This is a genomic window from Marinomonas pontica (assembly GCF_026191375.1).
In the GTDB taxonomy this organism is placed as follows: domain Bacteria; phylum Pseudomonadota; class Gammaproteobacteria; order Pseudomonadales; family Marinomonadaceae; genus Marinomonas; species Marinomonas pontica.
On sequence record NZ_JAODTL010000032.1, the window covers coordinates 93813 to 119653 of the forward strand.

The 25841-nt window shown below is 45.9% G+C and carries 26 protein-coding genes, 2 tRNA genes and 1 pseudogene; 21 read left to right on the plus strand and 8 right to left on the minus strand.

What is annotated here, in order from left to right; translation table 11 throughout:
* Positions 1 to 168 precede the first annotated feature (168 nt).
* The 3 genes from coaD to N5P32_RS07150 all read left to right on the plus strand — a co-directional run bounded on the left by coaD (position 169) and on the right by N5P32_RS07150 (position 2727).
* Positions 169 to 654, plus strand: coding sequence for a pantetheine-phosphate adenylyltransferase (gene coaD, locus N5P32_RS07140; protein WP_265728419.1), 486 nt, complete (start codon positions 169 to 171; stop codon positions 652 to 654).
* A 65-nt stretch (positions 655 to 719) separates the two neighbouring features.
* Positions 720 to 971, plus strand: a complete 252-nt coding sequence (locus N5P32_RS07145) for a YfhL family 4Fe-4S dicluster ferredoxin (protein WP_110574892.1) — start codon at positions 720 to 722, stop codon at positions 969 to 971.
* Positions 972 to 990: 19 nt separating this feature from the next.
* Entirely contained in the window at positions 991 to 2727 is a 1737-nt protein-coding gene (locus N5P32_RS07150; protein WP_265728450.1) for a potassium/proton antiporter, read from the plus strand.
* Positions 2728 to 2739: 12 nt separating this feature from the next.
* Here N5P32_RS07150 and N5P32_RS07155 read toward each other — a convergent pair whose 3' ends face one another.
* A complete protein-coding gene (locus tag N5P32_RS07155) occupies positions 2740 to 3657 on the minus strand; it encodes an NAD-binding protein (RefSeq protein ID WP_265728420.1) in 918 nt (305 codons plus the stop codon).
* Between the two features lie 199 nt (positions 3658 to 3856).
* The gene (trmL, locus tag N5P32_RS07160; protein ID WP_265728421.1) at positions 3857 to 4330 is read right to left on the minus strand and encodes a tRNA (uridine(34)/cytosine(34)/5-carboxymethylaminomethyluridine(34)-2'-O)-methyltransferase TrmL; all 474 of its coding nucleotides are present in this window, start codon (positions 4328 to 4330) and stop codon (positions 3857 to 3859) included.
* 119 nt (positions 4331 to 4449) lie between these two features.
* Here trmL and N5P32_RS07165 point away from each other — a divergent pair.
* The 16 genes and pseudogenes from N5P32_RS07165 (at position 4450) to N5P32_RS07245 (ending at position 18850) form a co-directional block, all read left to right on the plus strand.
* Positions 4450 to 4525 (plus strand) — tRNA-Phe (locus N5P32_RS07165).
* Between the two features lie 83 nt (positions 4526 to 4608).
* Positions 4609 to 4684: transfer RNA gene (locus tag N5P32_RS07170), tRNA-Phe, on the plus strand.
* A 164-nt stretch (positions 4685 to 4848) separates the two neighbouring features.
* A complete protein-coding gene (locus N5P32_RS07175) occupies positions 4849 to 8019 on the plus strand; it encodes an ATP-binding protein (protein ID WP_265728422.1) in 3171 nt (1056 codons plus the stop codon).
* A 26-nt stretch (positions 8020 to 8045) separates the two neighbouring features.
* Positions 8046 to 8393 (plus strand): Hpt domain-containing protein, encoded by a 348-nt coding sequence (locus N5P32_RS07180; protein ID WP_265728423.1) that lies wholly within the window; start codon positions 8046 to 8048, stop codon positions 8391 to 8393.
* A 218-nt stretch (positions 8394 to 8611) separates the two neighbouring features.
* Positions 8612 to 9913 carry a sn-glycerol-3-phosphate ABC transporter substrate-binding protein UgpB gene (gene ugpB, locus N5P32_RS07185; RefSeq protein ID WP_265728424.1) on the plus strand — a complete coding sequence of 434 codons (1302 nt, stop codon included), beginning with the start codon at positions 8612 to 8614 and terminating at the stop codon, positions 9911 to 9913.
* A 117-nt stretch (positions 9914 to 10030) separates the two neighbouring features.
* Positions 10031 to 10909 (plus strand): sn-glycerol-3-phosphate ABC transporter permease UgpA, encoded by an 879-nt coding sequence (gene ugpA, locus N5P32_RS07190; protein WP_265728425.1) that lies wholly within the window; start codon positions 10031 to 10033, stop codon positions 10907 to 10909.
* Complete coding sequence (gene ugpE / locus N5P32_RS07195) at positions 10906 to 11754, plus strand: sn-glycerol-3-phosphate ABC transporter permease UgpE (protein ID WP_265728426.1); 849 nt, start codon at positions 10906 to 10908, stop codon at positions 11752 to 11754. Before ugpA ends, ugpE begins: the two co-directional genes overlap by 4 nt.
* Before the next feature lie 2 nt (positions 11755 to 11756).
* Positions 11757 to 12823 (plus strand): annotated as a pseudogene (gene ugpC, locus N5P32_RS07200) (sn-glycerol-3-phosphate ABC transporter ATP-binding protein UgpC).
* 6 nt (positions 12824 to 12829) lie between these two features.
* Complete coding sequence (locus N5P32_RS07210) at positions 12830 to 13591, plus strand: glycerophosphoryl diester phosphodiesterase (protein WP_265728428.1); 762 nt, start codon at positions 12830 to 12832, stop codon at positions 13589 to 13591.
* A gap of 14 nt (positions 13592 to 13605) precedes the next feature.
* On the plus strand, positions 13606 to 14364 hold the full coding sequence (locus tag N5P32_RS07215; protein ID WP_265728429.1) for a DeoR/GlpR family DNA-binding transcription regulator: 759 nt from the start codon (positions 13606 to 13608) through the stop codon (positions 14362 to 14364).
* Positions 14365 to 14371: 7 nt separating this feature from the next.
* Complete coding sequence (locus N5P32_RS07220; protein ID WP_265728430.1) at positions 14372 to 15208, plus strand: HAD family hydrolase; 837 nt, start codon at positions 14372 to 14374, stop codon at positions 15206 to 15208.
* 366 nt (positions 15209 to 15574) lie between these two features.
* The gene (locus N5P32_RS07225; protein WP_265728431.1) at positions 15575 to 15994 is read left to right on the plus strand and encodes a 2-phospho-L-lactate transferase CofD family protein; all 420 of its coding nucleotides are present in this window, start codon (positions 15575 to 15577) and stop codon (positions 15992 to 15994) included.
* A 5-nt stretch (positions 15995 to 15999) separates the two neighbouring features.
* Entirely contained in the window at positions 16000 to 16527 is a 528-nt protein-coding gene (locus N5P32_RS07230; protein ID WP_265728432.1) for a 2-phospho-L-lactate transferase CofD family protein, read from the plus strand.
* 20 nt (positions 16528 to 16547) lie between these two features.
* On the plus strand, positions 16548 to 16757 hold the full coding sequence (locus N5P32_RS07235; RefSeq protein ID WP_265728433.1) for a hypothetical protein: 210 nt from the start codon (positions 16548 to 16550) through the stop codon (positions 16755 to 16757).
* 109 nt (positions 16758 to 16866) lie between these two features.
* Positions 16867 to 17886, plus strand: coding sequence for a response regulator (locus tag N5P32_RS07240; RefSeq protein ID WP_265728434.1), 1020 nt, complete (start codon positions 16867 to 16869; stop codon positions 17884 to 17886).
* 4 nt (positions 17887 to 17890) lie between these two features.
* Positions 17891 to 18850: a sensor domain-containing diguanylate cyclase gene (locus N5P32_RS07245; RefSeq protein ID WP_265728435.1), complete on the plus strand. Its 960-nt coding sequence runs from the start codon at positions 17891 to 17893 to the stop codon at positions 18848 to 18850.
* A gap of 91 nt (positions 18851 to 18941) precedes the next feature.
* On the opposite strand, the gene N5P32_RS07250 is transcribed toward N5P32_RS07245, so the two are convergent.
* Positions 18942 to 19409 carry an ATP-dependent zinc protease family protein gene (locus N5P32_RS07250; protein WP_265728436.1) on the minus strand — a complete coding sequence of 156 codons (468 nt, stop codon included), beginning with the start codon at positions 19407 to 19409 and terminating at the stop codon, positions 18942 to 18944.
* A 224-nt stretch (positions 19410 to 19633) separates the two neighbouring features.
* Here N5P32_RS07250 and N5P32_RS07255 point away from each other — a divergent pair, with 224 nt between their 5' ends.
* Complete coding sequence (locus N5P32_RS07255) at positions 19634 to 20554, plus strand: D-hexose-6-phosphate mutarotase (protein ID WP_265728437.1); 921 nt, start codon at positions 19634 to 19636, stop codon at positions 20552 to 20554.
* A gap of 89 nt (positions 20555 to 20643) precedes the next feature.
* Here the strand turns inward: N5P32_RS07255 and N5P32_RS07260 are convergent, their stop codons facing one another.
* Positions 20644 to 21420, minus strand: a complete 777-nt coding sequence (locus N5P32_RS07260) for an exodeoxyribonuclease III (protein WP_265728438.1) — start codon at positions 21418 to 21420, stop codon at positions 20644 to 20646.
* Between the two features lie 118 nt (positions 21421 to 21538).
* On the opposite strand from N5P32_RS07260, the gene pyrE reads away from it, so the two are divergent.
* The gene (pyrE, locus tag N5P32_RS07265) at positions 21539 to 22186 is read left to right on the plus strand and encodes an orotate phosphoribosyltransferase (RefSeq protein WP_265728439.1); all 648 of its coding nucleotides are present in this window, start codon (positions 21539 to 21541) and stop codon (positions 22184 to 22186) included.
* 42 nt (positions 22187 to 22228) lie between these two features.
* Here pyrE and slmA read toward each other — a convergent pair whose 3' ends face one another.
* The 4 genes from slmA to coaBC form a co-directional block, all read right to left on the minus strand.
* Positions 22229 to 22822, minus strand: coding sequence for a nucleoid occlusion factor SlmA (gene slmA, locus N5P32_RS07270; RefSeq protein ID WP_265728440.1), 594 nt, complete (start codon positions 22820 to 22822; stop codon positions 22229 to 22231).
* A 62-nt stretch (positions 22823 to 22884) separates the two neighbouring features.
* Positions 22885 to 23793, minus strand: a complete 909-nt coding sequence (argB, locus tag N5P32_RS07275; RefSeq protein ID WP_265728441.1) for an acetylglutamate kinase — start codon at positions 23791 to 23793, stop codon at positions 22885 to 22887.
* A 323-nt stretch (positions 23794 to 24116) separates the two neighbouring features.
* Positions 24117 to 24575, minus strand: a complete 459-nt coding sequence (dut, locus tag N5P32_RS07280) for a dUTP diphosphatase (RefSeq protein ID WP_265728451.1) — start codon at positions 24573 to 24575, stop codon at positions 24117 to 24119.
* A gap of 25 nt (positions 24576 to 24600) precedes the next feature.
* Positions 24601 to 25827, minus strand: a complete 1227-nt coding sequence (coaBC, locus tag N5P32_RS07285) for a bifunctional phosphopantothenoylcysteine decarboxylase/phosphopantothenate--cysteine ligase CoaBC (protein ID WP_265728442.1) — start codon at positions 25825 to 25827, stop codon at positions 24601 to 24603.
* Positions 25828 to 25841 lie beyond the last annotated feature (14 nt).

Here is a 25841-nt window from a genome sequence, read left to right on the forward strand (position 1 = left end):
CTTTTAGTTAGGTGTATTGCCGTGTCGAGGTAACGGTTACCTTGTTGCGACGAATTGAGAACAGGGGCGTATTCCTATATGATGCGACCCCTAAACGGGAATTAGAGCGAATAATAAAACGCCAGCAGCCCTATATGTTCTTCTTTATTAATTTTTTGGATGAAAGCTATGAGTACGATTGCGGTTTATCCGGGGACATTTGACCCTATTACAAACGGCCATACGGATTTGGTTGAACGCGCATCAAAGCTATTTAACAAGGTTATTGTGGCGGTGGCAGCAAGCCCCAAAAAGCGTCCTGCTTTGTCCCATGAACTGCGTATTTCATTGGCGAAAACTGTTTTGGGTCATTTGCCCAACGTTGAAGTGGTCGGATTTGATAACTTGTTGACGGAGTTTACTCGCTCCGTTAATGGTCAAGTGGTCATTCGTGGTCTTCGAGCGGTGTCTGATTTTGAATATGAATTCCAATTGGCCAATATGAACCGAGCGATTGCGCCTGATGTAGAAAGTATCTTTTTGACACCGTCAGAAAAGCACTCCTATATTTCTTCGACATTGGTTCGTGAGATTGCTTCGCTGAATGGCGACTTTGGTCAGTTTGTCAGCCCAGAAGTAAAGCGCGTTTTGCAAGAGCACTATAAAACCATTTAAACCTGGTTTGTTCATTATTGTTATTTATTCCGCGATAGACACTATGGCGGTTTTAGGAGAGAAGAATGTCTCTTATTATTACTGATGAATGCATCAACTGTGATGTGTGTGAGCCCGAATGCCCGAATGAGGCGATCTCTCAGGGTGAAGAAATTTATGTCATTGAGCCATCAAAATGCACCGAATGTGTTGGTCATTTTGACGAACCTCAGTGTCAGCAAGTATGCCCAGTAGACTGTATTCCACTAGACCCTAATCATAAAGAAACGGAAGAGCAGTTAATGGAAAAATATTTAACGCTCACCGGTCAGCTTTAATCAATAGGTTGTTGCCAACATCGACACAAATAGTTTTATTTTTTTAGCGGGAATACTGTTATTAGTCAGTATTCTGGCCAGTTCATTTACTGTTCGTGTCGGCTTACCTTTGTTGCTTGTATTTCTGGGAATCGGAATGCTAGCAGGAGAAGAAGGAGTAGGCCGATTAGATTTTGACAACCCAAATCTTGCCTTTTTTGTTGGTAATTTAGCATTGGCCGTTATCCTTTTGGATGGCGGGATGCAAACAAAAACCAGCACCTTCCGTGTGGCCTTATGGCCTTCTTTGTCTCTTGCGACGCTAGGCGTTGTCTTTACCACCGCTTCCGTAGGCGCTTTTGCGGCTTGGATACTGGACGTTAAACTGATTTATGGTTTATTGCTTGGCGCGATCGTTGGCTCGACTGACGCGGCGGCGGTGTTTAGTTTATTGCGCAACAGTGGCGTGCAGCTGAATGAACGCGTAGGCGGTACGCTAGAGATTGAGTCAGGTGCCAATGACCCGATGGCAATTTTGCTTGTGGTGATGCTAACCGGCTTATTGCAAAGCTCGGATTCATTAAGTTTGTGGGCTTTTCTAGGGCAGATGATCCAACAATTCGCGGTGGGCGGTGTCCTTGGTTTGCTGGGTGGCAAACTGCTGTTGATGGTATTGCGCCGTGTTCCTCTTATTGAAGGTCTATACGCACTACTGATTATTTCATGCGGTCTTGCCACGTTTTCTGGTGTCAACATGATTGGTGGCAGTGGCTTTCTGGCGGTCTATCTTGTTGGGTTGATGGTTGGAAATGGGCGCATTAAACAACAGGATGCCATTTCTCAAGTTATGGATGGATTGGCGTGGTTGGCGCAAGCTGGCATGTTCTTGCTGTTGGGCTTGTTGGTAACGCCATCCAGTTTGTTGATTCATGGCTGGCAGGCCGTGGCGATTGCTGCGTTCTTGATATTTATTGCGCGTCCCGTTGCTGTGATCTTGTGCCTTTTGCCGTTTGATTTTCGCTGGCCAGAGCGGTTTTATATCAGTTGGGTGGGGTTACGCGGCGCGGTACCAATCGTTTTGGCTTTGTATCCTGTTATCGCGGGCTTGTCTAATTCTGAATTGCTGTTTGAAATTACTTTTACCGTGGTTCTTATCTCTTTGTTACTGCAGGGATCGACGGTTCCTCATGTGGCGCGGTGGTTAAAAATTATTGTGCCTTCAGCGCCCGCTCCGACGACACGATTTTCTCTGATCAATGATGTGGACGCGCATCGTTCGTTAGAATTGTATGAGTTTTTGGTTCAAGCTGAAGGCATTCGGATTCCGGCTTCTATTGTACAAAATGTACCCAGTGCAACGCTATCGACACCGCAGTTGGTTTCTTTGGTGCGAGATGGTCGACCTATCATTGTGAATGCCGAAACGGTGTTGATGCCGTTAGATCGGATTTGGATGCTGTTGCATCCTGGTGATGTGAATGATGTGGCTCAAATTTTTTCTCAGCCGGCTTCATCGTCCTTTTTGCTGCAGAATTTTTTTGGTGAGTTTGTAATACGTGGTGATGCTTCGTTGATTGATTTGGCGAAGGTGTATGGCGTGCCTTTGGATGGCATTGATGCAGAAGATACCGCGGCCGCTTTGTTGCAGCGTCAGCTCGGGCAACATCTGGTGGTTGGGGATCGAGTTCGTTTTGGAAACATCCGTCTGACAATCAGACAAATGGACGGTAACCGCGTTGAGAGCATTGGGCTTAAATTGCTCAATAAGCAATTATGAGCCCAATCTAGATTAACATTTGAACAAACGGCTTATCTCTTCGTTAGATGGAAGCTCTTGATCGTCGTTGATCAAGATAATAAGCCCCTCCGCATTGATGATCGAATGCGTCTGCGGATGCGTGACAATGTCCCCGTTTTCTCCCACATAGCCCAACGCTGTGCCTATGTCGTTTTGGATGAGCGTCGTGACGACCTGAGCCCATGTGACCTTTTCCAGTCGCACGTTTAAACGAATGGTGTGATCGCCTTGATGACGGAATAAGTCTTCCAATACTTGTTCTGTTCCGGGAGCAATCAGAGATCGAACCAGCATTTCAGGGTACGCGCGAACTGGTCTGATGACAGCCTTTGCGCCAGCGCTTTTGAAGCGTGGGCGGTTGGTGTCATTGATTGCTTCAGCCATGATAAACGCCGAAGAATTCAATGCTTGGATACGATGTAACGTATCAAAGGTCAGGCTATCTGAGTGGCTGTCTTGGTTGTCTTGGCAAAGCACAATGATGTATTTCGCTTTGTGCGCGCCAGCGGATTCAAGCATGCCATCTTCTAATGCGTCCCCTGTGTGATGCACCACACCTTGTGATCTTAAATCCAGCGGCAACCCTTCAGGGAAGGCCGGCGTTAATATCTGAATGGGGATATCAATCAGTTCTGGAGTTTGGCAAATTTGGTCGATCAACAGTCCCAGATAGCGTTCTGCGTCGTATTTTGGCGTATTGATAATCAGTATGTGGTTTTGCATATCGTCCCATCTCATGCGGCCTTTGATGCGCATTTCTTTGCGCGTCAGCCTGAGTTCAACATAATCACTAGCAATTTGAGCGAGCAGCGTAATTCCCAAGCCATATATCAGCAAAATAGTCGAAAACTGTCCCCAAAAAGTAACGGCAGATATATCACCATAACCGGTTGTGCTGGCTGATGTCATGGTTAACCAAAATGCCTGCCACCAATTGAGGTCTTCGAAAAAACCATAGCTAGGCTGTGCATGGCAATCACGCCAGCCAACAGGACAAGCCGTTTTTTTAGATCGCTGGTTTCATGAAGGTGCACTTTTTTGCGAAAGCGCCGACGACTATTTTTGCGTTTAAGGAGTAATCCTAGAGAATTCATTTTACCTCGGCGTATTATTCGGCATCGATTGGCATGGCATAACCCAGCTGACGCCAAGATTCGTACACCATCACCGCCACCGTATTGGATAAGTTTAAACTGCGGGAATTGGCTTGCATGGGCAGACGCAGCCTTTGTTCCAAGGGTAAAGCGTCAATGAACTCAGCAGGTAAACCGCGCGTTTCTGGTCCAAACACCAATACATCGTTTTCAACAAATGACGCTTCGCTGTGTGTGCGGCTGCCTTTTGTGGTTAGCGCGTAAATCGTGCCGATTTCATTCTGATCAACGAAGGACTGAAAGTCTGGATAACGTTTTAGGTGGGTGAATTCATGATAATCCAAACCAGCGCGACGCAGCTTTTTATCGTCTAAGTCAAAACCAAGAGGCTCGATAAGATGGAGGTGGTAGCCTGTGTTGGCGCACAAACGAATAACATTGCCTGTATTCGGCGGAATTTCTGGTTGGTAAAGTACAATATGAAGCATGGTATTATCTCCTTGATATAAAGAGATAATACCAGACGAGCAGAAGAAACTAAGTTTTTAATTTTTTTTCAAAAAAACTATTGACCCATCAAAAGGTTTCTCTATAATACGCCCCACTTGCCCAGATAGCTCAGTCGGTAGAGCAGAGGATTGAAAATCCTCGTGTCGGCGGTTCGATTCCGTCTCTGGGCACCATGATTTAAAAGAAAGCCTGCTATTTTAGCAGGCTTTTTTTTGGTCAAAATGGCTTGCGTATCCTCATAGTCATTTTTCTGTTTGCCCAGATAGCTCAGTCGGTAGAGCAGAGGATTGAAAATCCTCGTGTCGGCGGTTCGATTCCGTCTCTGGGCACCATGCGTGTCTTCTTTCTTCTGTTGCTGCTTTTCCTTTCAAATGGTATTACATATTTTACTGTCGGTTTTCTGTCGCGCCGTTTATTACACAAGATAACCATTATTTGATCTTCATATCTCACAGTTTTGGCTATGCTTAATACGTTTTTGATGGAGCAAATAAATATGATGAAAGTGATGTCAGTCGTTGTTCTAACCGCGTTAGGGTATTTTTTGCTGGGTGTGGTTGGATTGGCTGTGGCGATTTCACCCGGTTATTCAACTATCATTTGGCCCGCTTCTGGTGTGGCTATTGCCGCGGTGATGTTTTTTCCTAAGTTCGCACCCTTTGGTGTGTTTCTAGGCTCTTTACTGCTGAATATTAGCGCGACTTGGTTTAATTATCATGAACTCGCGTTTGCTCTTCCCGCTTGCATAGCGTTGGGTTCAACGTTGCAATCTTGTGTTGGTGCGTATCTTGTTCGTCGTTTTGTTGGTGTTCCTTTTCTTTTTCATCAAACTCGCTTGGTTTTACGGTTTGTTTTCTTAGCTGGCATTTTGTCGACGTTAATTGGTGCCAGCATTGGCTCTATTGCGCTGCTTTCATTTGGTGTTATAGGACGAGAGGAGCTGCTGACGAATTGGTTGGTGTGGTGGGGCGGCGATATGATCGGGGTGCTGGTGATGGTGCCATGGCTTGCCGTTTGCTTCCCTTATTATTTTGGTAACCGATTAGAGCACCCGTTTCGTGTCTTGTGCGGTTTTTTGTTTGTCCTAGTCGTGACGGCGGCATTGTCTCTGGGCAGCAGTTATTCGGAATGGAATAAACAGTCTAAAGAATTTCGAGCCAACGCTGAATTGTTGGGGGTGTTGCTGAACAACCGCATTAAAAGCAGTATCGATATGCTGCACAGTTTTGTAGGTTTAATTAGAGGCAGCGATCATGTTCAGGCTGAGGAGTTTGAGGTATTTGCGAACAGTGTGATGCAGCGTGATGATTCTATCTTGGGGGTATCATTAAATCTTTCTGTGGCGGGTAGCGAGCTCTCTCAATTCGAGCAAAACATTCAGCGTTATTATCCTGATCGTGAATTCCGTGTAAAAGAAAAAAATAGTTTAGGGGAGTTTGTTCCTGTAACGCCACGAGATACACACGTTGTGGTGACGTATATTAGCCCTCTAAAAGCCAGTGAAGCCGCTTTGGGCTACGATGTGTATTCACAGGTAGACCGAAAGTACGCACTTGATCAGACTAAGCTTTTGCGAAAAGCTTATCCCACGCCTCCCATTAAACTGGTTCAACAATCTAATGGTTTGTTATTGTTTTTACCCTTCTTTGATAAAGACAGCGATGCATTTCTAGGAGTGGTCGCAGCGATTATTGAGCTGGATATACTGACAGACACCATTCTTGAAAGAGGTCATTTACCAAATACTGAGTTGTATTTGATTGACGCTTTTCATTCCGAAGTATCACCCAATATGGTGACGAAAAGCCGAGCGGCGTCTTTATCCGCAGACGATGTGGTTGCTCGCTATGATTCCGCTGGGTTTAGCCATGCAGCTAAGTTTGACATTGAGGTGGGGGCGAAAACCTGGCAGTTGTATCAAGTCAGTGATAATTATTTTTTCAAACAACCTTGGATCGTGAAGTTTGTTTTAGCGTGTGGTTTTTTATTCACGGGTTTGTTTGGCTGGTTTTTGTTGATTGTCAGCAGTCATACGGCGGAAGTGGAAAATCGAGTGAGATTAAGAACACGCGATTTGCAGTTGGCAAATGAAAACTTAAAAGTGTCGGAGCTGGAGCAAAGTAAAGCCAAAGAAGAGGCGTTGCAGGCGAGCTTAGCGAAGAGTGAATTTTTGGCGAATATGAGCCATGAAATTCGAACGCCGTTGAATGGCGTGATTGGGTGTTTGTCTTTGTTGAAGAATACAAAGCTGCAAACAGAGCAGTCTAAATTGGTTCAGTTATCCCAACACAGCGCAGAGTCTTTGTTGGATATTATTAATGACATTTTAGATTTGTCGAAAATCGAGATGGGTGGACTTTCCCTCGAAAAACACGAGTTTGCCTTGCCAGAGTTGATCGAAGAAGTGAGCAATATATTTGTGTTGAAGGCGGAAGAAAAAGGCATTGTGCTTAATTCACCTGCAACGCAAATACCGGAACTCACTTTGCTGGGAGACCGTTTGAGGCTCAAGCAGGTTTTGGTAAATTTATTGGGTAATGCGGTGAAGTTCACTCATCAGGGTGAGGTTTCGTTGCGTTTATCGATAGAGCCTTTGACAGACAGTAGCATTGTATTACGTGCTTCTATTGAAGACTCTGGCATTGGGGTGTCTAAGGAAAATCAGCGTCGATTGTTTCAGCGTTTTAAGCAAGCTGATGGCTCTACGACACGCAAGTTTGGTGGTACTGGATTGGGATTGGCCATCAGTAAAGAAATTATTGAAATGATGGAGGGGGAGATTGGTCTGGAGTCTGTGGAAGGAGAAGGGTCTACCTTCTGGTTCCGAGTGCCGCTTGAGGTGTGTGCTGAATCATCCCAGGCTCGCAAGCTGAGCTACCCAACACGCGCCACAGTAATCTATCAGAATCGCACAGGTCGTCATTATCTAGGGGCATTGCTGGATTCGTTTGGTGTCCTTTACAATGCGTACCCCAGTCTTTCTCAGGCATTGTCTGACAGTGAGTGGATTGGGCATCATGTTTTGTTGGATTCGGCGGTTTTAGAGGAGGCGGATGATGCCGATAGAATGGCGTGGGAGGAATTGTGCTCTCAGCATCGGGTAACGAAAGTGTTATTGCATGGCCGTTCAAGTGTGCCAGCGGAAGACCACGCTTATGACGCGGCCTTAATAAAGCCAATTTTTGGTCATTCTTTGTTGGCGGCCTTAGAGAATCTAAAACCTGTATCAGAAGGAGAGACTGAAATGCCAGTCGAAGAAGAAAAAACAGCGGATAGTCGCCCTGTTTTTAAAGCCAATGTGCTTTTGGCGGAAGATAATCTCACCAATCAGATTGTGGCCCGAGGCTTATTGAATTTATATGGGGTAGACGTCGTGGTGGCTGAAAATGGCCAAAAAGCCGTAGAGTTGGCACAGTCGACCGCGTTTGACATCATTTTTATGGATTGCCAAATGCCAATCATGGACGGTTATGAAGCCACCCGAACTATCCGTCAGTTTACGGACGGTAAAACGCCGGCGGATGTCGCTATTGTCGCTCTAAGTGCCAATGCCATGAAGGGTGATGAAGACGAGTGTTTTGCCGCGGGCATGAACGATCACATTGCGAAACCCATTTCTCAAGATAAGCTGGTGGCGACGTTGACGAAATGGCTTGGCAAGGAATAACAGCGACCTATATGGAGAGTGGTGTCATGCTCGAACCAAAAATATTTGATAATGCGGACTATGAAAGTCGACTTGCTTGTAATCATGAGTTAATGGCTTTGGTTGCATCGGAGTTTATAAAGGAAGCTGAGGGCTTGTTAGTCGAGTTGAGCCGCCATATCCAGTACCAAGATTGGGTTAACTTTGCTTTGGTTGCGCACCGTTTAAAAGGGGCGGCGTTGGAGGTGTCGGGTTATCGATTTTGCCAATTAATCAGTAAGATGGAGCGCCATGCGCTTCAGTCTGATCACCAATCCTTGGGCGAAGATCATCACCATTTGAAGAGCGAATTTATCGTGCTGGTGAAGGCGCTCAAGCTCGATATTCTTTCTTAGCGACATCTTGTTAAGTGTTTCTTTAACGGCCATTCTTTGAATGGCCGTTTTCATTTCTATTTTAAAATACGCCGTTCAACGCAATTTAATTGTCCTTTTAGTTTCATTTGAATTGATGTTGTTTTTCAAATGAAACCTACCTATCATCAAAATGAAATATTTTCTTTTTATAGTCGTTCTTTCTTTTCTAATAAAAACTCATTGTGAGGAACACGGAAATGCATAATTTGAAGTTAGCGTCAGTGGTTGTTGGTTTGTCTATTGCGAGTTCAGGTTTCGCCGCCACGCAAATAGAATGGTGGCACGCAATGGGCGGTGCAAATGGTGAAAAAGTAAATGAAATTGCCAAAGCGTTTAACGACTCTCAAGACGCTTATGAAGTAAAACCGGTTTATAAAGGCAATTATACCGAGACAATGACGTCAGCGATTGCCGCTTTTCGTGCCAAACAACAGCCCGCTATCGTGCAAGTTTTTGAAGTGGGCACCGCGAGTATGATGGCCGCCAAAGGCGCGATTTATCCTGTATACAAACTGATGCGTGAGTCAGGCCAGTCGTTTGATGAAAGCGCTTATTTGAGTGCGGTAACGGGTTACTACACCAACAGCGATGGTCAAATGCTGTCTATGCCATTCAACAGTTCAACGACTGTTTTGTATTACAACAAAGACTTATTCAAAAAAGCGGGCATCAGCCAAGCTCCAAAAACGTGGCAGGAAGTAGAAAGTGCGGCAAAAAAATTACAAGCATCCGGTGTAACTTGTGGTTTTACGACGGCTTGGCAATCTTGGGTGCAATTGGAAAACCTAAGTGCCCGTCATAATGTGCCTTTTGCTACGCTGGATAATGGTTTTGGTGGTCTGAAAACCGAGTTGAAATTTAATGGTCCATTACAAGTGGCTCATGTTACCAAAATGGGTGAATGGCAAAAGAATGGAGTTTTTAGCTATTCAGGCCGCACCAATGATGGCGCTGCGAAATTTTACAGCCAAGAATGTGGCATGTTTACTGAGTCTTCTGCTGGTTACGCAGGCATCAAGCGTAATGCAAAATTCGACTTTGGTGTGGCAGAACTTCCATACTGGGAAGGCAAGGTAAAACAGCCTTCTAATACGATTATCGGTGGCGCGTCTTTGTGGGTGCTGCAAGGTCATTCTAAAGAAGAATACAAAGGCGTAGCGTCTTTCCTAAGTTACCTATCTCGCGCATCGGTACAGGCCGATTGGCACCAGTTTTCTGGCTACTTACCAATCACCAAAGCAGCGTATGATTTGACGAAAGGTCAAGGCTTCTATGCTGCGAACCCAGGTACCGAGACCGGTGTCATGCAAATGACGACTGGAACGCCTACGGCAAATACCAAAGGTTTACGCTTGGGTAATTTTGTGCAGATCCGTGGCATCATTGACGAAGCGTTAGAGTCTGTGTGGAGTGGTGATGTCGACGCCCAAACGGCTCTGAATACCGCCGTTGAACGTGGTAATGTGCAGCTTCGCAAATTTGAAAAAGCGAACGATTAATAAAACCTACGCCCTTATCTTGTATTTATAGGGGCGTTTTTTTATAGAGAGCTTTGTACGCGATGTCGTGCAAAGGTCTCCCTCAAATTGTTTTTTTTTCATTGTTTGGATTGTCTGATGACGGTTACGTTTCCCCAAAAAAGCCTGCCTTGGCTATTGCTGTTGCCACAACTATTGATCACAGCGATTTTCTTTCTTTGGCCAGCAGAACAAGCGCTAGAACAAGCGTTTTACCAAGAAGACGCATTTGGCTTGAGCCGCGAATTTGTTGGTTTAGAGAATTTTCTTGATCTGTTTACCGACCCCTTGTACTACCAATCAATCTTGACCACCTTGGTGTTTAGTTTTTCTGTTGCCATTGTGGGTATGTCGTTGGCGCTGTTGTTGGCTGTGATGGCGGACCGGGTGATCCGTGGCAAATTGGCGTACCAAACCTTATTGATTTGGCCTTATGCTGTGGCGCCTGCATTAGCGGGGGTGTTGTGGTGGATTTTGTTTGACCCGAGCATGGGGCCGATTGCCTTATGGTTGAAGTCGGCGGGTGTTGATTGGAACCATTATCTTGATGGTAACCAAGCGATGATCTTGGTGGTGATTGCGTCGACGTGGAAGCAAATCAGTTACAACTTTTTATTTTTTCTTGCGGGTTTGCAAGCCGTGCCGCGCTCGCTTATCGAAGCGGCGGCGATTGACGGTGCGAGTCCGTTTAAGCGCTTTTGGACCATTGTTTTTCCGCTCCTGTCTCCGACAACGTTTTTCTTGTTGGTGGTAAATCTTGTGTATGCCTTCTTCGAAACCTTCGGTGTGATCGATGCGACCACCAAAGGGGGCCCTGGACAAAGCACTACGACCTTAGTTTACAAAGTGTTTGATGATGGTTTTGTCGGTTTGGATTTGGGTGGATCGGCGGCGCAATCGGTTGTGTTGATGGCGATTGTCGGTCTGATGACGGTGATTCAGTTTCGTTTTATTGAGCGTAAGGTGCAGTACTCATGATCGAGAATCGACCTTGGTTAACGTTTGCGAGTCACGCAACATTATTTACAGGGATTGCTTTGGTGGCCTTGCCTGTGTGGTTGGCGCTGGTGGCGTCGACGCATCCAGCTTCGGCGTTTGGCGTTGGGCACATTCCTTTGTGGTTCGGCGATGCCGGTGCTGAAACATGGGGAACTGTGTTGTTTGAAAAAGCAGGCAACGGCGTGGACACTCCCGTCTGGTTTATGATGCTGAACTCTTTGATCATGGCGTTGGGTATTACGTTCGGTAAGATCGCTATTTCGTTGTTGTCGGCTTACGCCATTGTATTTTTTCGCTTCCCGTTTCGTAATCTGTGTTTTTGGGTCATTTTCATGACTTTGATGCTGCCGGTTGAGGTGCGGATTGTGCCAACTTATGAGGTGGTAGCGAATCTGGATCTGCTGAACAGTTACACGGGGTTGACCTTGCCCTTGATCGCCAGTGCGACGGCGACTTTCTTGTTTCGTCAGTGTTTTTTAAGCATTCCAGGGGAGCTAGTGGAAGCTGCTCGAATGGACGGAGCAGGGCCATGGCGGTTCTTTTTTGACATCTTGTTGCCGTTATCTAGAACCAATATCGCGGCCTTGTTTGTGATCTTGTTTATTTACGGTTGGAATCAATACCTATGGCCTTTGTTGATCACTACAGACGACGCGTATTACACCTTGGTGATGAGTATTAAACGCATGTTGTCAGTAACCGATGGTGATATCGCATGGAACCAGATTATGGCAACCACCTTATTAGCCATGCTGCCACCGGTGGCGGTGGTCATTGGTATGCAGAAGCTGTTTGTTAAAGGCTTAGTGGATTCGGAGAAGTAGTAATGACGGACGTTATTTTAGAAAAAGTAGGCAAGACATACCCGAATGGTTATCACGCCATTCCAAGCGTCGATTTAACCATTGAAGAAGGCGAGTTTATTGTTTTAGTTGGTCCATCAGGCTGTGGTAAATCTACTTTATTACGCATGGTGGCGGGATTAGAAAGTATCTCCACAGGCGAGCTGCGCATCCGTAGCGAGCGCATGAATGAAAAAGAACCCGCTGAACGTGACATCGCCATGGTGTTTCAGAATTACGCCTTATACCCGCACATGTCAGTGTACGACAACATGGCGTATGGCCTGAAAAACCGCGGTATGCCAAAGGATCAAATTGCGGAAAAAGTCAGCGATGTGGCGGCCATGCTAGGGTTGACTGAGTTGCTACAACGTAAACCGCGTCAATTATCGGGCGGCCAACGTCAGCGTGTTGCCATGGGGCGCGCTATGGTGCGAGACCCGAAAGTGTTTTTGTTTGATGAACCTTTGTCTAATCTAGACGCCAAATTGCGTGTGCAGATGCGTGTTGAGATTCGTCAGTTGCAGCGCAAATTGGGCACCACGACCTTGTATGTGACACACGATCAGGTGGAAGCCATGACCTTGGCGGACCGCTTGGTGGTATTGAACAAGGGTAAGGCGGAGCAAATTGGTACGCCAATGGATTTATACAATAAACCGGCCACACCTTTTGTGGCGGCGTTTATTGGCTCACCTTCAATGAATTTGATCGACGCAAATCTCACAGAACAAGGTATTAAACTCTCTGAGGCGTTAACCTTGCCTTTGTCTCATCAGCATCGCGGCGGCATTGTGTGGGAATTCGTCCAGAGCACCTGGAAGTGAGCGATGAGCAAAATGCCGATTTCGCTTTGCGTATCCAAGCGGTAGAATCCTTGGGGGCTGAGACATTAATCCACGGTAAAATAGAAACGCAATCAGGCGATGGCGAACCTATGGTAGTGCGTTTGTCTGGACCGCATTTACCGGATGTGAATAGTCTTATGTGGTTGCATGCACCCGCGCAATATTGGCATCTATTTGACGCAAACACTCAACAGAGATTGTGAGGCGATATGAGCAATGACACGGTTATGCAGAACGATATTCTGAAAACAAAGGTGATGGGGCATCGTGGTGCGGCGCTGTTGGCACCCGAAAATACCTTGGCGTCTATCCGTGCTGCTGCGGATGCTGGCGCCACTTGGGTTGAAATTGATGTGTATTTGATCGCCGAAGGTGGTTTGGTGATTTTTCATGATGATACGCTTGACCGGTGTACCAATGGATCGGGTGTGACCCGTGATGCTCGGCCAATGGATATTGCAGAATTGGATGCGGGTTCTTGGTTTTCGGATAAGTTTGTAGGCGAGAAAGTGCCTACTTTGCTGGACGCGCTAGAGTGTATTCAATCGTTGAATTTGGGGTTAAACCTTGAGATTAAACACGATGGTGCGGACGTGGAAAACATTGTGCCAGCGGTCATGGCGATATTACGTGATCATTGGCAAGACAACGACAAACTGATGATTTCCAGCTTTAATCTCGCGGCATTGGCTTTGTGTTATGAGATCGATGATCAGCGTTATTTGGCGCCTTTGTATGAGGACATCCCTGATGATTGGCAAGCACAGCTTGCTGCCATCGAGGCTTACAGCTTGAATTGCGATTACTCACGATTGACTGAGGCGCAAGCGAGAGCGGTAAAAGCCGCTGGTTATAAATTGCTGTGTTATACCGCCAATGACCCTAAAAAAGTAGCAGCCCATTGGGAGTGGGGAATGGACGCCGTGATTACCGATGACCCAACTCAGTTTGCGTCATGGTTAGACAACTAAATTAAGGGTGTTGTGTGGGACTGAATGAAAGGCAAAACCAGATTTTAAATTGGGTGCAACAAGAAGACGCACTACTGGTGGAGGACATGGTGACGCGTTTTAACGTGTCATCACAGACAATACGCAAAGACATTAACCAGTTGGCCGAACGTCATCTTGTACGCCGAACTCATGGTGGAATTGCGCCTGTTTCCAGTACAGAAAACTTACCCTTTGATCACCGTCAATTCTTGAACAGTGATGCGAAAGAAGCCATTGCAAAGCTGGTGGCAAACGTCATACCGGACGGTGCCTCGGTGTTTTTAGGAATAGGTACCACCGTTGAGTACGTGGCTAAGGCTTTGGTGTCCCATCGGAACTTGCAAGTCTTCACCAATAATTTAACCGTGGCGAGTATCTTGGGCAATTATCCGCAGGTTCGAGTGCGTGTGCTGGCGGGAAAATTGCGACATAAGCATCACGATTTGGTCGGAGAGGAAACCTTATCCGGTCTGCGTCAGTATTTTTTTGATTACGGTGTGCTGGGGTGTGGCGGTTTGGATGAAGCACAGGGTGTGTTGGATTTTGATCCAGAAGAAGCGTCCGTCAGTCGAGTGTTAGTAGAGCAAAGTCGCCACAGTTTGTTGGTCGCGGATCAGCATAAATGGGGGCGCAAAGCGATGGCGCGCGTGCATTCTTTTGATTCAATCGATTGGCTTTTTAGTGATGAATTGACCGAGTCGCAAACCCGTTTACTCACCGATCACGGTGTTCACATTCAACTTTGTTCATAAGGCAATTATGTCGACGTCTGATTTTTCAACATTAACACTGTCTTCTTTGGCGCTTTCTTCTATAGATAAGAATGCTTGTCAGAACTTGCGATTTATCTTGACGGATTTCGACGACACGCTGACTTGGGAAGGGCAGTTGCCTGTGGAGACGTTGCGAGCGCTAGCACAATTAGAGGCAAACGGAATCAAGGTGATTCCTGTGACCGGTGGTTGTGCGGGCTGGTCGGACATGATTGCCAGAGCGCTTCCCGTTGATGGCGTGATTACCGAAGGCGGGGCATGTTTTATTGGCCGTACTGCAGATCGTCATCTGACATATTCCTTTTGGCGTGACGAGTCGGAAATGCGTGCAGAGCAGGCGGACATACTGGCTCAAGTGACGGCGCTGCTTGTTCAATTTCCGCGTTTGCGTTTGGCGAGAGATCAAGCCTATCGGCTGACTGATGTGGCGATCGATTACGCTCAGGACGTTAAGCCTGCCGCTGTGGCTGAAAAAGACGCTTGTTTGGCGGCATTGATTGAATTGGGGTTAAATGCGAAGGCCAGTTCGATTCACATTAATGTGTGCTCTCAAGGCTACGATAAGTTCTCTATGGCGCAGCGCGTGTTAACCGAGTCGTATGGCCTGAGTGAGACACAGCAGCAAGAGCAAGTGCTCTATGTTGGCGATGCTCCGAATGATGAAAGTATGTTTGCGCGTTTCCCATTGAGTGTTGGTGTGGCGAATATCGCGGAACATTTGTCGATCATGCGCCACCACCCACGTTATCAAACGACGCAGCCGGGCGGGTTAGGGTTTGCTGAGTTGGCGGATTTTATTCTGTCTTCACGACACCAACGTTAATGCCATTAAAATTAAGCCATCCAAGTTAAGCCAATCAAAAAGCCCCTTGTATTTAGCGCTTGTCCACGGCCTAAGTGGGGTGATCTTATCAGAACACATCATCCAGTAACGTCGTTATGTCAGTTTGTCATTTCTGATTTCCGTAACACTTCTTAAAATGAATACGTGCTATGGTTTGTGAAGGTCGCATTTTCGGTCTACGTTGATAAGCAGACTCTGTATTTTAATGTTGCGGCCTTTGGAAAGATAATAGCGCGGTATTTTTGCTGTTTTACGCTACGCATGTCGCTGTATCTATGATGGAATAGAATATATTGACACTCATGGAAGTGTTGCTCGCCTGAGGGTATTGGTAAGAGGTTTTATATGACGAGCTCTTTGCGTATTTGGCGCCGTATGGTGATGCCGGACCCTATTCGTGTTCACCGTTATCAAAGTTTGCCAGAACAAGGGCCTAAAGTACTGTTTTTTAGTGGCGGTTCTGCTCTGAATAAAATTAGTCGGGTTTTTAAAGAATACACGCATCATTCGGTGCATTTGGTGACGCCGTTTGATTCTGGCGGCAGTTCGGCACGTTTACGAGCGGCATTTGATATTCCCGCTGTGGGGGATTTGCGCAGTCGGTTAATGGCGCTGGCGGATGAAACCGTCATGGGGCAGCCGGAAGTCTATGCGTTATTTACCCATCGTCTTGCGGTAGATGCTGAACCAGCCGTTTTGCAAGCGCAGTTACAGCAGTTGGTAATGGGGGAGCACCCCTTATTGAAACTATCCCCAACCCAATGAAGTCATTGATTCAGACGCAATTGGGCGTGACTCAAGCCCGGATTCATGAAGATTTCGATCTGCGTGGCGCCAGTATTGGTAATCTGATTATGGCGGGTGGTTATTTAAATAATCAGCAGCAATTGGATCCTATTGTGTTTTTGTTTTCCCGTTTGGTGAAAGCGTTGGGCGAGGTAAAAACGACGCTAGACGCCAGTTTGCATTTAGGAGTAGAGCTGGAAAATGGGGACATTGTTTTAGGGCAGCATCGGATTACAGGTAAAGAAACTGACATATTACCCAGCCCGATAAAGCGTATGTGGCTAAATAAAGGCCTGCGTAATAGGATGCCGACAAATTGTGCGATTGCGGACGATCGTAAAGATGCGATAGAAACCGCCGATTTAATTTGTTATCCGCCCGGCAGCTTTTATAGCAGTTTATTAGCGAATCTTATGCCGGAGGGGTGGGAGCGTCGATTTCTGCAAACCCTAATCCCAAAGTGTATTTGCCCAATTTGGGGGTTGACCCAGAACAACAAGGTTTATCGATGATGGAAAGGGTGGTACGTTTAATGTCTACCATTTCGGGCGATAAAGAAACCGCAGGGCCATATTCTGTGTTGGATTATTTATTGTTGGATGACGCATACGATTATGGCGAGTTGGATGATGCATTACTGGCTCGCTTAAATGTCACTGTCATCAAAACGCCACTTATTACAGAGAAACCTCATAAATACGACGAACACTTGGTTGCGAGAGCTTTGTTATCTTTTGTATAAAATGACGTATTAAGATTTAGAAAAAAGATCTGTCTGATATGATGGCTGTATTTTAGAAACATCATCTTTAGTGCCTTGGTAAACGGCGCTTTTTAAAAAGAGAGTAGTAATGAGTACAAGGGTACTGATTTGTGATGATTCCAAAATTGCACGGAAGCAATTGGCGAGAGCTTTACCGACCGATTGGGCGGTAAGCGTCGAGTTTGCTGAGCATGGCCAAGAAGCATTGGATATGTTGGCGTCGACGACGTTTGATATCTTGTTTCTGGATTTGAATATGCCGGTAAAAGACGGCTATGAAACGTTAGAAGCATTGCAGGGTTATGCCGACGCGCCGGCCGTGATCGTTGTATCTGGCGATGTGCAACCGCAAGCCATCCAGCGTGTCAAAAGCATGGGCGCGGTTGCCTTCCATAAAAAGCCTGCTTCTACGGAAGAATTGCGTCAGCTGTTGATTTCTCTCAAGTTGTTTACGGAGGGTGGCAGCGACAACCCCGATAATCAGTTGGCGAATACATTAACCGCTGCCGAGCAGTTCACGCTTAACGAATGCCTACAAGAAGTCTCGAACGTGGCCATGGGTCGTGCTGCGAGCGTGTTGGCAAATATGCTCAATGTGTTCATTAAGTTGCCGGTTCCAAAAGTGAATATTTTGGAAGTGGGTGAACTGCAAATGGCGTTGGATTACAGCGTTAAAGAAGACAGCTGCTCTGCGGTTTCCCAAGGCTTTGTTGGGTCTGGTGTTGCGTTTGAAACCCTGTTGATTTTCAGTGACTCAAGCTTGCCAGATATGGCTAAGTTGCTGAGTGTTTCTGAAACGATTGACAGCGTGGTTGAGGTCGAGCTTCTGATGGACGTATCGTCCGTTTTGGTTGGGCCTTTTATTGATGCTTTTGGCAAACAATTGAATATCGACTTTAGTCACAGTCACCCTGTGCTTTTGGCTCGCCATGCGAAAGTGGCGGATTTGGTCAATGCGAAAAAAGCAAAATGGAAGCGCACGCTTGCCGTTGAAATTGTGTATGAGGTGGAGAACTATCAGATTAGCTGTGACTTAATGTTGCTGTTTACGGAAGATTCTGTCTCTGTACTTGAGAACTTGTTGTCTTATTTGGTTGAGGAAGAGTAGATACATGAGCGCCGCAGAAGACATGATGGAACTGCATTGGCTCTTCGATATGTTGCAACATATCGATGTGGGTTTGGTGGTACTAAATGAAAAATATGAAATAAAGCTGTGGAACAGCTTTATGGAAAACCACAGTGGTGTCAGCTCTTCTATCGCCAAAGAACGCTCTATGTTTGATGTTTTTCCAAGCATTAATAGCGAATGGCTCCAGCATAAATTGGACAATGTGATAGCTCTACGCACTCCTATTTTTGTGTCTTGGGAGCAGCGACCTCATCTTTTTCCTTTTAATAGCTATCGCCCGATAACGGGAATGGCTGAAAAGATGTATCAAAACGTTGCCTTGCGCCCTATTACCAGTGCCGATGGCACGGTCAAATTTGTATGTATGGTGGTTTACGATGTGACAGACGTTGCCACGAATAAAGAATCTCTGTCGAATGCCAATCGTAAATTGGATTACCTCAGTAAAACGGACCCGCTCACTGAACTGCACAATCGAGGTAGCTTGGATGGCACGTTACAAAGTACCTTTGAGCGTTATAAGCGTGAAGGTGGAAAGCACAGCTTGGTGATGACAGACATTGATTTTTTCAAAAAGGTTAATGACCAATACGGTCACCCGGCTGGGGATTTAGTGCTGAAAACCATTGCGAAAATATTGGGTGGTAGTATTCGTAAAACCGATTTTGTTGGGCGATACGGCGGCGAAGAGTTCGCTATTTTATTGCCTAATACGGATGCCGCCGGCGCGCTTTTCTTTTGTGAAACTGTGCGTAAGAAAATCGCGGAAACAAAAATCAAACTTCCAAATATGGACATTTCGGTGACCATGAGTTTCGGGATATCAGAGGTTAAGAAAACAGACCAGTCTAAGTCTGAATGGTTGAGCCGATCCGATGAAGCCTTGTACAAGGCCAAAGAAGGTGGTCGGAACCAATCTGTTGTGTTCTCTGCGACTTAGTTTTCTTCGCTTTTATGCATTTGGCCTAACTTAGCCATGTAAGAACTGTCAGTCATGTACATAGAGAACAACATGGCTGACAGCGTGACGTTTACATTGAATATAAGCCTATTAATGAGTCTTGCGCTCTGTCGCCTTGCAGGCAAAAGCATTCTGGGTCAATCAGCACGCGCCCATTCATGGCTTCTCTTCCTAGTAGCATTCGATAACCCATGGTGTCTCTGTTGGTCAAAGTGACTTCGACTTCCCATGTTTGTTCTCCAAGAGAAAGGGGAACCTTGATCACGGGACGCTTCTCTTTGTCGCCGCTTGAACTTTTGATGACACGCTGATCAATAAGGGGCGCTTCACAATGCACGGTGACTTTGCGATTTTTTTGTAAGGGATGAACATCAAAACGTACCCAATGCTCGTCATTACGAGTAAAGCGTTCAATATTGATTGCGTGTATGGAAGAGGTCTTTGCTCCTGAATCTACTCTGGCTTTGATAGCAGGAATGTTTAGCGTTGGGAACGCACACCACTCGTCACAACCTATGACTATTTTTTGTTCATTCATAAAATACAGCGCCTTTTGCAAAGAAAAATAGAGCACACGATAGAGAGTAACCATGGTCACTATGTTGTTGTGTTTTATAGCCTAAAAGTGGGTGTAGGTTAAGTTTTAATTGCTGTGCTGTTGGCTTATCTATTTTGTTGAATTGTTAGTATAAGTCCAAACTATTGTAATCGTGTTCGTTGAAGTTAATATGAGCGTATTAAAACACCTAAGTGGAGTAGTTGATGAATGGCCGACTGATGCAAGAGTTGGAAGAGTTGGGTGGAGAAATTCGTCCAGCGAGCTTTAAAAAATGCGATGAAATTGTGATTGAGCAACCGGGCTTTAGTGCGTCGATAGCGCTCTGGGGCGGGCATTTAGAAAGCTTTATTCCTGCTGGCCAAGAAGATCTTTTGTTCCAATCTGAGAACCAAGGCGGAGAAGGTCGATTTGGTCGCCGTCACTTTGGTGTGCCTGTCTGCTGGCCTTGGTTTGGTGCCAATTATGTGCATGATGATTACCCTGCTCATGGGCTGGCACGCTATTTTCGTTGGGATTTTATTGAAGCGGGTCGCTTCAAAAATGGCGATGTGAAAATTGTGATTCGCTTGGCATCGGAAGATCATCCTCTGATTGAGGAAATGTGGCCACATGCATTTGAGCTTCGGCAAGTGTTTCGTTTTTCCAGTAAGGGCTTTAGAGTGAATTTTTCGGCGGCGAATTTGTCTGATCAGCCCATGCCGGTCAGTGAAGCCTTGCACACGTATTTTAATGTATCCGACAATCAAACCACAGAGGTACATGGACTAGATCAAGTGACGTATGTGGATAAATTTGATAACGGTAGCCGCCAATTACAAAACGGCCCAGTGACGCCATGTGATCATATGGATCGAGTCTATCTGTCGGCCCCAGAAGTGTGTGAAATTCATGACGCAGGTTTGCAACGACGTCTGGTGATTAGCACCGAAGGCAGCAACAGCACAGTATTGTGGAATCCGGGCGCAGAGCTGGCTAAACAGCGAGCTGACATGGAAGACGATGATTATCGTCGTTTTGTGTGTGTTGAGGCGGCGAATGCACTGACAGACGAATACGACATTCCACCTGGTGGTATCCACCAACTTAAGCTTAAGGTGAAGCACAAGCCTTTGGTGGACAAGTGATGGTGTATTAACAGCGACAGTGCGAAATGAGATAAAAAAAGCCAGCAAATTCAATCTACTGGCTTTTTTTATACGTCAAAGATCAACACTTAATCAATATTGTATTCCATGATAAGTGGAGCGTGATCTGAAAAACGTTGGCCCTTGTAGATAGTGCCGCCTTGAATGAGGTTTTTGATTCCTGGTGTGGCGATTTGATAATCTAGTCGACCACCTTCGTCCAGTTTCCAAGCGCGTTCGTAATCCGGCCACCATGTGTACTGTTTGTCTTGCTTGTTTACCTGGCGGAAAGCATCAATGTATTCCATTTCATTGAAGATCTCGTTAATCCATTTGCGTTCTTCAGGTAAGAAGCCTGAGTTACGCTGATTTACGAACCAGCTGCTTACATCAATCGGTGAACGTGCCACATTGGCTGTGCCACAAAAAATAAACTCGCGACGCTTACGGCGCGTTTTAATGAGGTGGTTTTTAAAGCCTTCCATAAAACGATATTTGTGTTCCTGCAGGGCTTCTTCATGATTCGAGCCGTGAGGCGTTAAGAAAGCACCAATGCTGACTTTATCAAAGTCTGCTTGAATAAAGCGTCCTTCAAAGTCGCATTCTGGAAACCCCATGCCAGTCATAATTGCTTTGGGCATGGTTTTACAATAAATGGCGACCCCTGCTTGCTCAGGATTTTCCATAGAGTCAAAGAAGTACGTATTGAACTCTGGTGGAAAGAAAACGCTGTCATTTAGACTGCGCTCGTCTGCTTGTATATCTTGTAGACATACAACATCCGGGTTCTGACGAACCATCCATTCGAAAAAGCCGCGGTCTGCTGCTTGTCTTATACCGTTTACATTAAGGCTGATGACCTTCATTTCTGGTCCCTACAATTCCTAGCCGTGTGTTATATTAGCGCCTATCCAATGTTGGCATGGCTTCGCTCGATCTTGGCGGCGCTTTGTTGTGTGTTATTTTTATCTTTCTGGAGTTGGCATGAAACCTTACCAAAGAGACTTTATCGAATTCGCTATCGAGCAAAATGTGCTGCGTTTTGGCGAATTCACGCTTAAATCAGGACGCGTAAGTCCTTACTTCTTTAATGCTGGCCTATTTAGCTCAGGCCAAGCGTTAGCAAAGTTAGGACGCTTTTACGCCACCTCATTAATGGAAGCAAATGTTCCATTTGATGTTCTATTCGGCCCAGCCTACAAAGGCATACCGTTAGCAACAACGACGGCTGTTGCTCTGTATGATCATCATAATGTAGACACACCATACGTTTTCAACCGTAAAGAAGCAAAAACTCACGGTGAAGGCGGTTCCCTTGTTGGCGCTCCGCTTGCAGGTAATGTCATGATTATTGATGACGTTATTACCGCTGGTACAGCCATTCGTGAAGTCATGGCGATCATTAAAGACGCCAATGCGGTTCCTGCTGGTGTACTTATCGCCTTGGATCGTCAAGAACGAGGCCAAGGTGAATTATCTGCCATTCAAGAAGTCGAAAGAGACTTTGGAATGCCAGTGATCAGTATCGTTTCTCTAAACGACATCATGACGTATTTGGCAGAACAGGATTCCCCTGAATTTGCGAAACATCTTGATGCGGTTAAAGCTTATCGTCTTCAGTACGGTATCTGATGCCAATACCAAACGCTAAGTTTTGGGGTATTACCTCAAACCTTAGCGGTTTAGCATCAAGTTTTGTGCCAATACTGACCATTGTTCTTGCCAAATTTCCATTGGCTTCACTTTAAATTCACTGCGCACGTAGTGGCGAATTTTGCCTTCAATGACAGCAATTAAAAAATTTGCACACGGTGCGACGCCCATCGCTGGTCGTAAGCCCTGTTTTAAATCCGCTTCACGAATGATTTGTTTTAACTGGGTTTCAATGCGGTCAAATACTTGTGCAATACGTACGCGCAGTCGCTCTGTTTCGCCAGCTAAGGCATCAGCCGTTAATAAACGACACATGCCAGGGTTTTGTTCAGCAAAGCCAAGAATCAATGTCATGATCACTTCTATTCGAGCGACCACGTTGCTTTCTTCTTGGATAATTCGGTTGATTCGAGTAAATAAACTTTCTTCAATGAATTCAATTAGGCCTTCAAACATTTTTGCTTTGCTAGGAAAATGACGATACAAAGCCGCTTCCGATACTCCAACTTGCTTTGCTAGAGCCGACGTCGTGATACGTGCTCCAGGGCTGCTCTCTAGCATTTGTGCTAAAGATTGCAATATTTGAGTGCGACGATCGTTTTTCTTATTGCTCATGTGTTGAGTCCGCTGTTTTTGCTTGTGTTATTTATTGCTTATTCTAATGACCAATAATGCAGTTATTCGCCCGCTTTGGTATTGGTGATCAGTGTTCCAACACCCGTATCAGTAAAAATCTCTAATAGGGTGGCATGAGGTACACGACCATCAATAATGTGTGCGCTGGTCACGCCTGAGTTTACCGCTGACAAGGCACAGCTGATTTTTGGCAGCATGCCGCCGTAAATAGTGCCGTCAGCAATCAAGGCATCAACTTGAGCTGTGCTTAGTCCAGTAAGAACCTTGCCTTGTTTGTCTTGAACGCCAGAAATATTGGTCAGCAGCATCAGCTTTTCAGCACCAACGGCTTCCGCCACTTTGCCCGCTACCAAGTCAGCGTTGATGTTGTAAGAGTTACCTTGATCGTCCACACCAATAGGTGCAATAACCGGGATCAGATCGCTGTTCTCAAACAGTTTTAGGAAGCTGGTGTCCACACTGGCCACTTCGCCAACATGACCAATATCCACTTGCTCTGGTGTGCTCATACCTTCGGCTTGGTGTTTCACAAACAATTTTTTAGCCTTGATGAAACGACTGTCTTTGCCTGTGATACCGATGGCTTTACCGCCAGCTTCACAAATTAGATTAACAATTTCTTTGTTTACTTGTCCGCCAAGCACCATTTCAACCACATCCATCGTGGCGGTATCCGTCACACGCATGCCGTTGATGAATTTGGATTCGATATTGAGTTTAGCCAATAAATCGCCAATTTGAGGTCCACCACCGTGAACAACAATAGGGTTGATGCCAATGGCTTTCATTAAAACGATATCTCGTGCGAACCCAGCTTGTAGGGTTTCGTCAGTCATAGCATTGCCGCCGTATTTAATTACCAGCGTTTTTCCAGCAAAGCGTTGAATATAAGGAAGCGATTCGCTTAATACCTTAGCAACATCTAAAGCAGACTCACGAGAAAAGGCCACGGCTTATGTACTCCTGTAAACAAAAAAATGGATCGCGACAAAAAAATATACGGTCTTGATACGCGCACGATTTTATCAAGCCTAATGTTAGTGATTCACTGTGGCAAAACGATGACAGATAAGGCTGGCAACGAGTGTAAGCAACCACTTAGGTTTGAAATAATAGCGTGATATTAGAGGATTAACTATAGAAATTTATAAGAAACGGGCAAACTTTAGACTTATGAAAGTTAATATCGTTTGACTCAGAAAAGAAGGATGAGCGAATGCCGTAACGAGAAGAAAAAAGGTGAAATATTCTCACCTTTTTTCTGTGTTTGAGGCTATTTTGTGCCAGTGTGACCAAAGCCTCCTTCGCCGCGTTCGGTGCTTTCGAATTCTGAAACAATGTTAAATTCAGCCTGAATAACAGGCAATAAAACCAATTGGGCAACCCGTTCGCCTGGTTCAATCGTGAAAGTAGTATTACCACGGTTCCAGCATGAGACCATGAGTTCACCTTGGTAGTCGGAATCGATTAAACCGACAAGGTTCCCTAAAACGATGCCGTGTTTATGGCCTAACCCAGAGCGCGGTAAAATAGTCGCGGCCAAATTTGGGTCTTGGATATAAATAGACAAACCAGTTGGAAGCAGCGTGGTGTCGCCCGGTGCAAGGTCGATGGCCTGATCAAGGCATGCGCGCAGATCTAAACCAGCTGAGCCTTCGGTTGCGTAGCTTGGTAGTGGAATCTCTTTACCGATTTTGTCGCTAAGGATTTTTAATTGAATGGCGTGTTTCATGGTTAACTTCTCTTTTTTGCTGAATTCAGTGACGGCGTGATACGGCGTGTTGGTGGATGCATTCGACCAATTGGATAGCGAGCTCATGTTTTGCGGCTTTATCTGGCGACCAAATCGACTCTTTCGTAATAACCGTGACTTGGTTTTCGTCTTGATTGAAGCCAATGTCGGAACGAGATACATCATTGGCAATAATCATATCCAAGCCTTTTCGCGCCAATTTGCCTTTCGCGTATTCCATGACATTTTGTGTTTCCGCAGCGAAACCAATGATAATTTTTGCTCGTTTCTGCTCGGCCAGTGTGGCAATGATGTCTGGGTTTTTAACTAACGTCAGAGTAACTTCATCCGTATCAGACTGTTTTTTCATTTTCTGATCGTTGGCGGTTTTCATTTTAAAGTCGGCAACCGCTGCCGCGCCAATAAACACATCCGCTGGTGTTGTCATGCTTTGCTGGCACGCGGCGAGCATGTCGTCCGCGCTTTTCACCGCAATGATATTTGCGCCTGCAGGTGCCGTTATTTGCACGGGGCCGCTGATTAGCGTGACGGTCGCACCGCGAGCCATCGCAGCAGAGGCGAGCGCATAGCCCATTTTTCCTGAACTGTGATTGCTGATGTAGCGCACAGGGTCAATGGCTTCCATGGTGGGGCCTGCGGTAATGACCCAGTGTTGTCCTGTTAAATCTTGCTTAATAAGACAGCGATCGAAGTGAGCGGCAATGGCATTGAAAATATCGCCCGGTTCGCTCATGCGGCCAGGGCCAATATCGCCACAGGCTTGTGCTCCATCGGCAGGCCCAATGCTTAATACGCCTCGTTCGGCCAGTAATTTTGCATTGGCTTGTGTTGCAGGATGACGCCACATGGCTTGATTCATCGCAGGTGCCAGCAAAACAGGGGATTCCGTGGCCAAACATAATGTGCTTAGTAGGTCGTTTGACATGCCTTGAGCGTATCGTGCCATAAAGTCGGCAGAGGCTGGAGCGATCACAATTAAGTCTGCCCATTTCGCTAATTCTATGTGTCCCATGCCCGCTTCTGCGTTTGGGTCTAGCAATGTGCTGCGCACCGTGTAACCAGAAACCGCTTGCAGTGTCATTTCAGTGACGAAAGCTTTTGCCCCTTCGGTTAAAACGACTTGAACTTCTGCGCCTGCTTTGGTTAATAAACGAATCAGTTCAATGCTTTTGTAGGCGGCAATACCGCCAGTAATGCCTAATAGAATGCGTTTTTGAGCAAGGTTTGACATAAAAAACTTCTCAA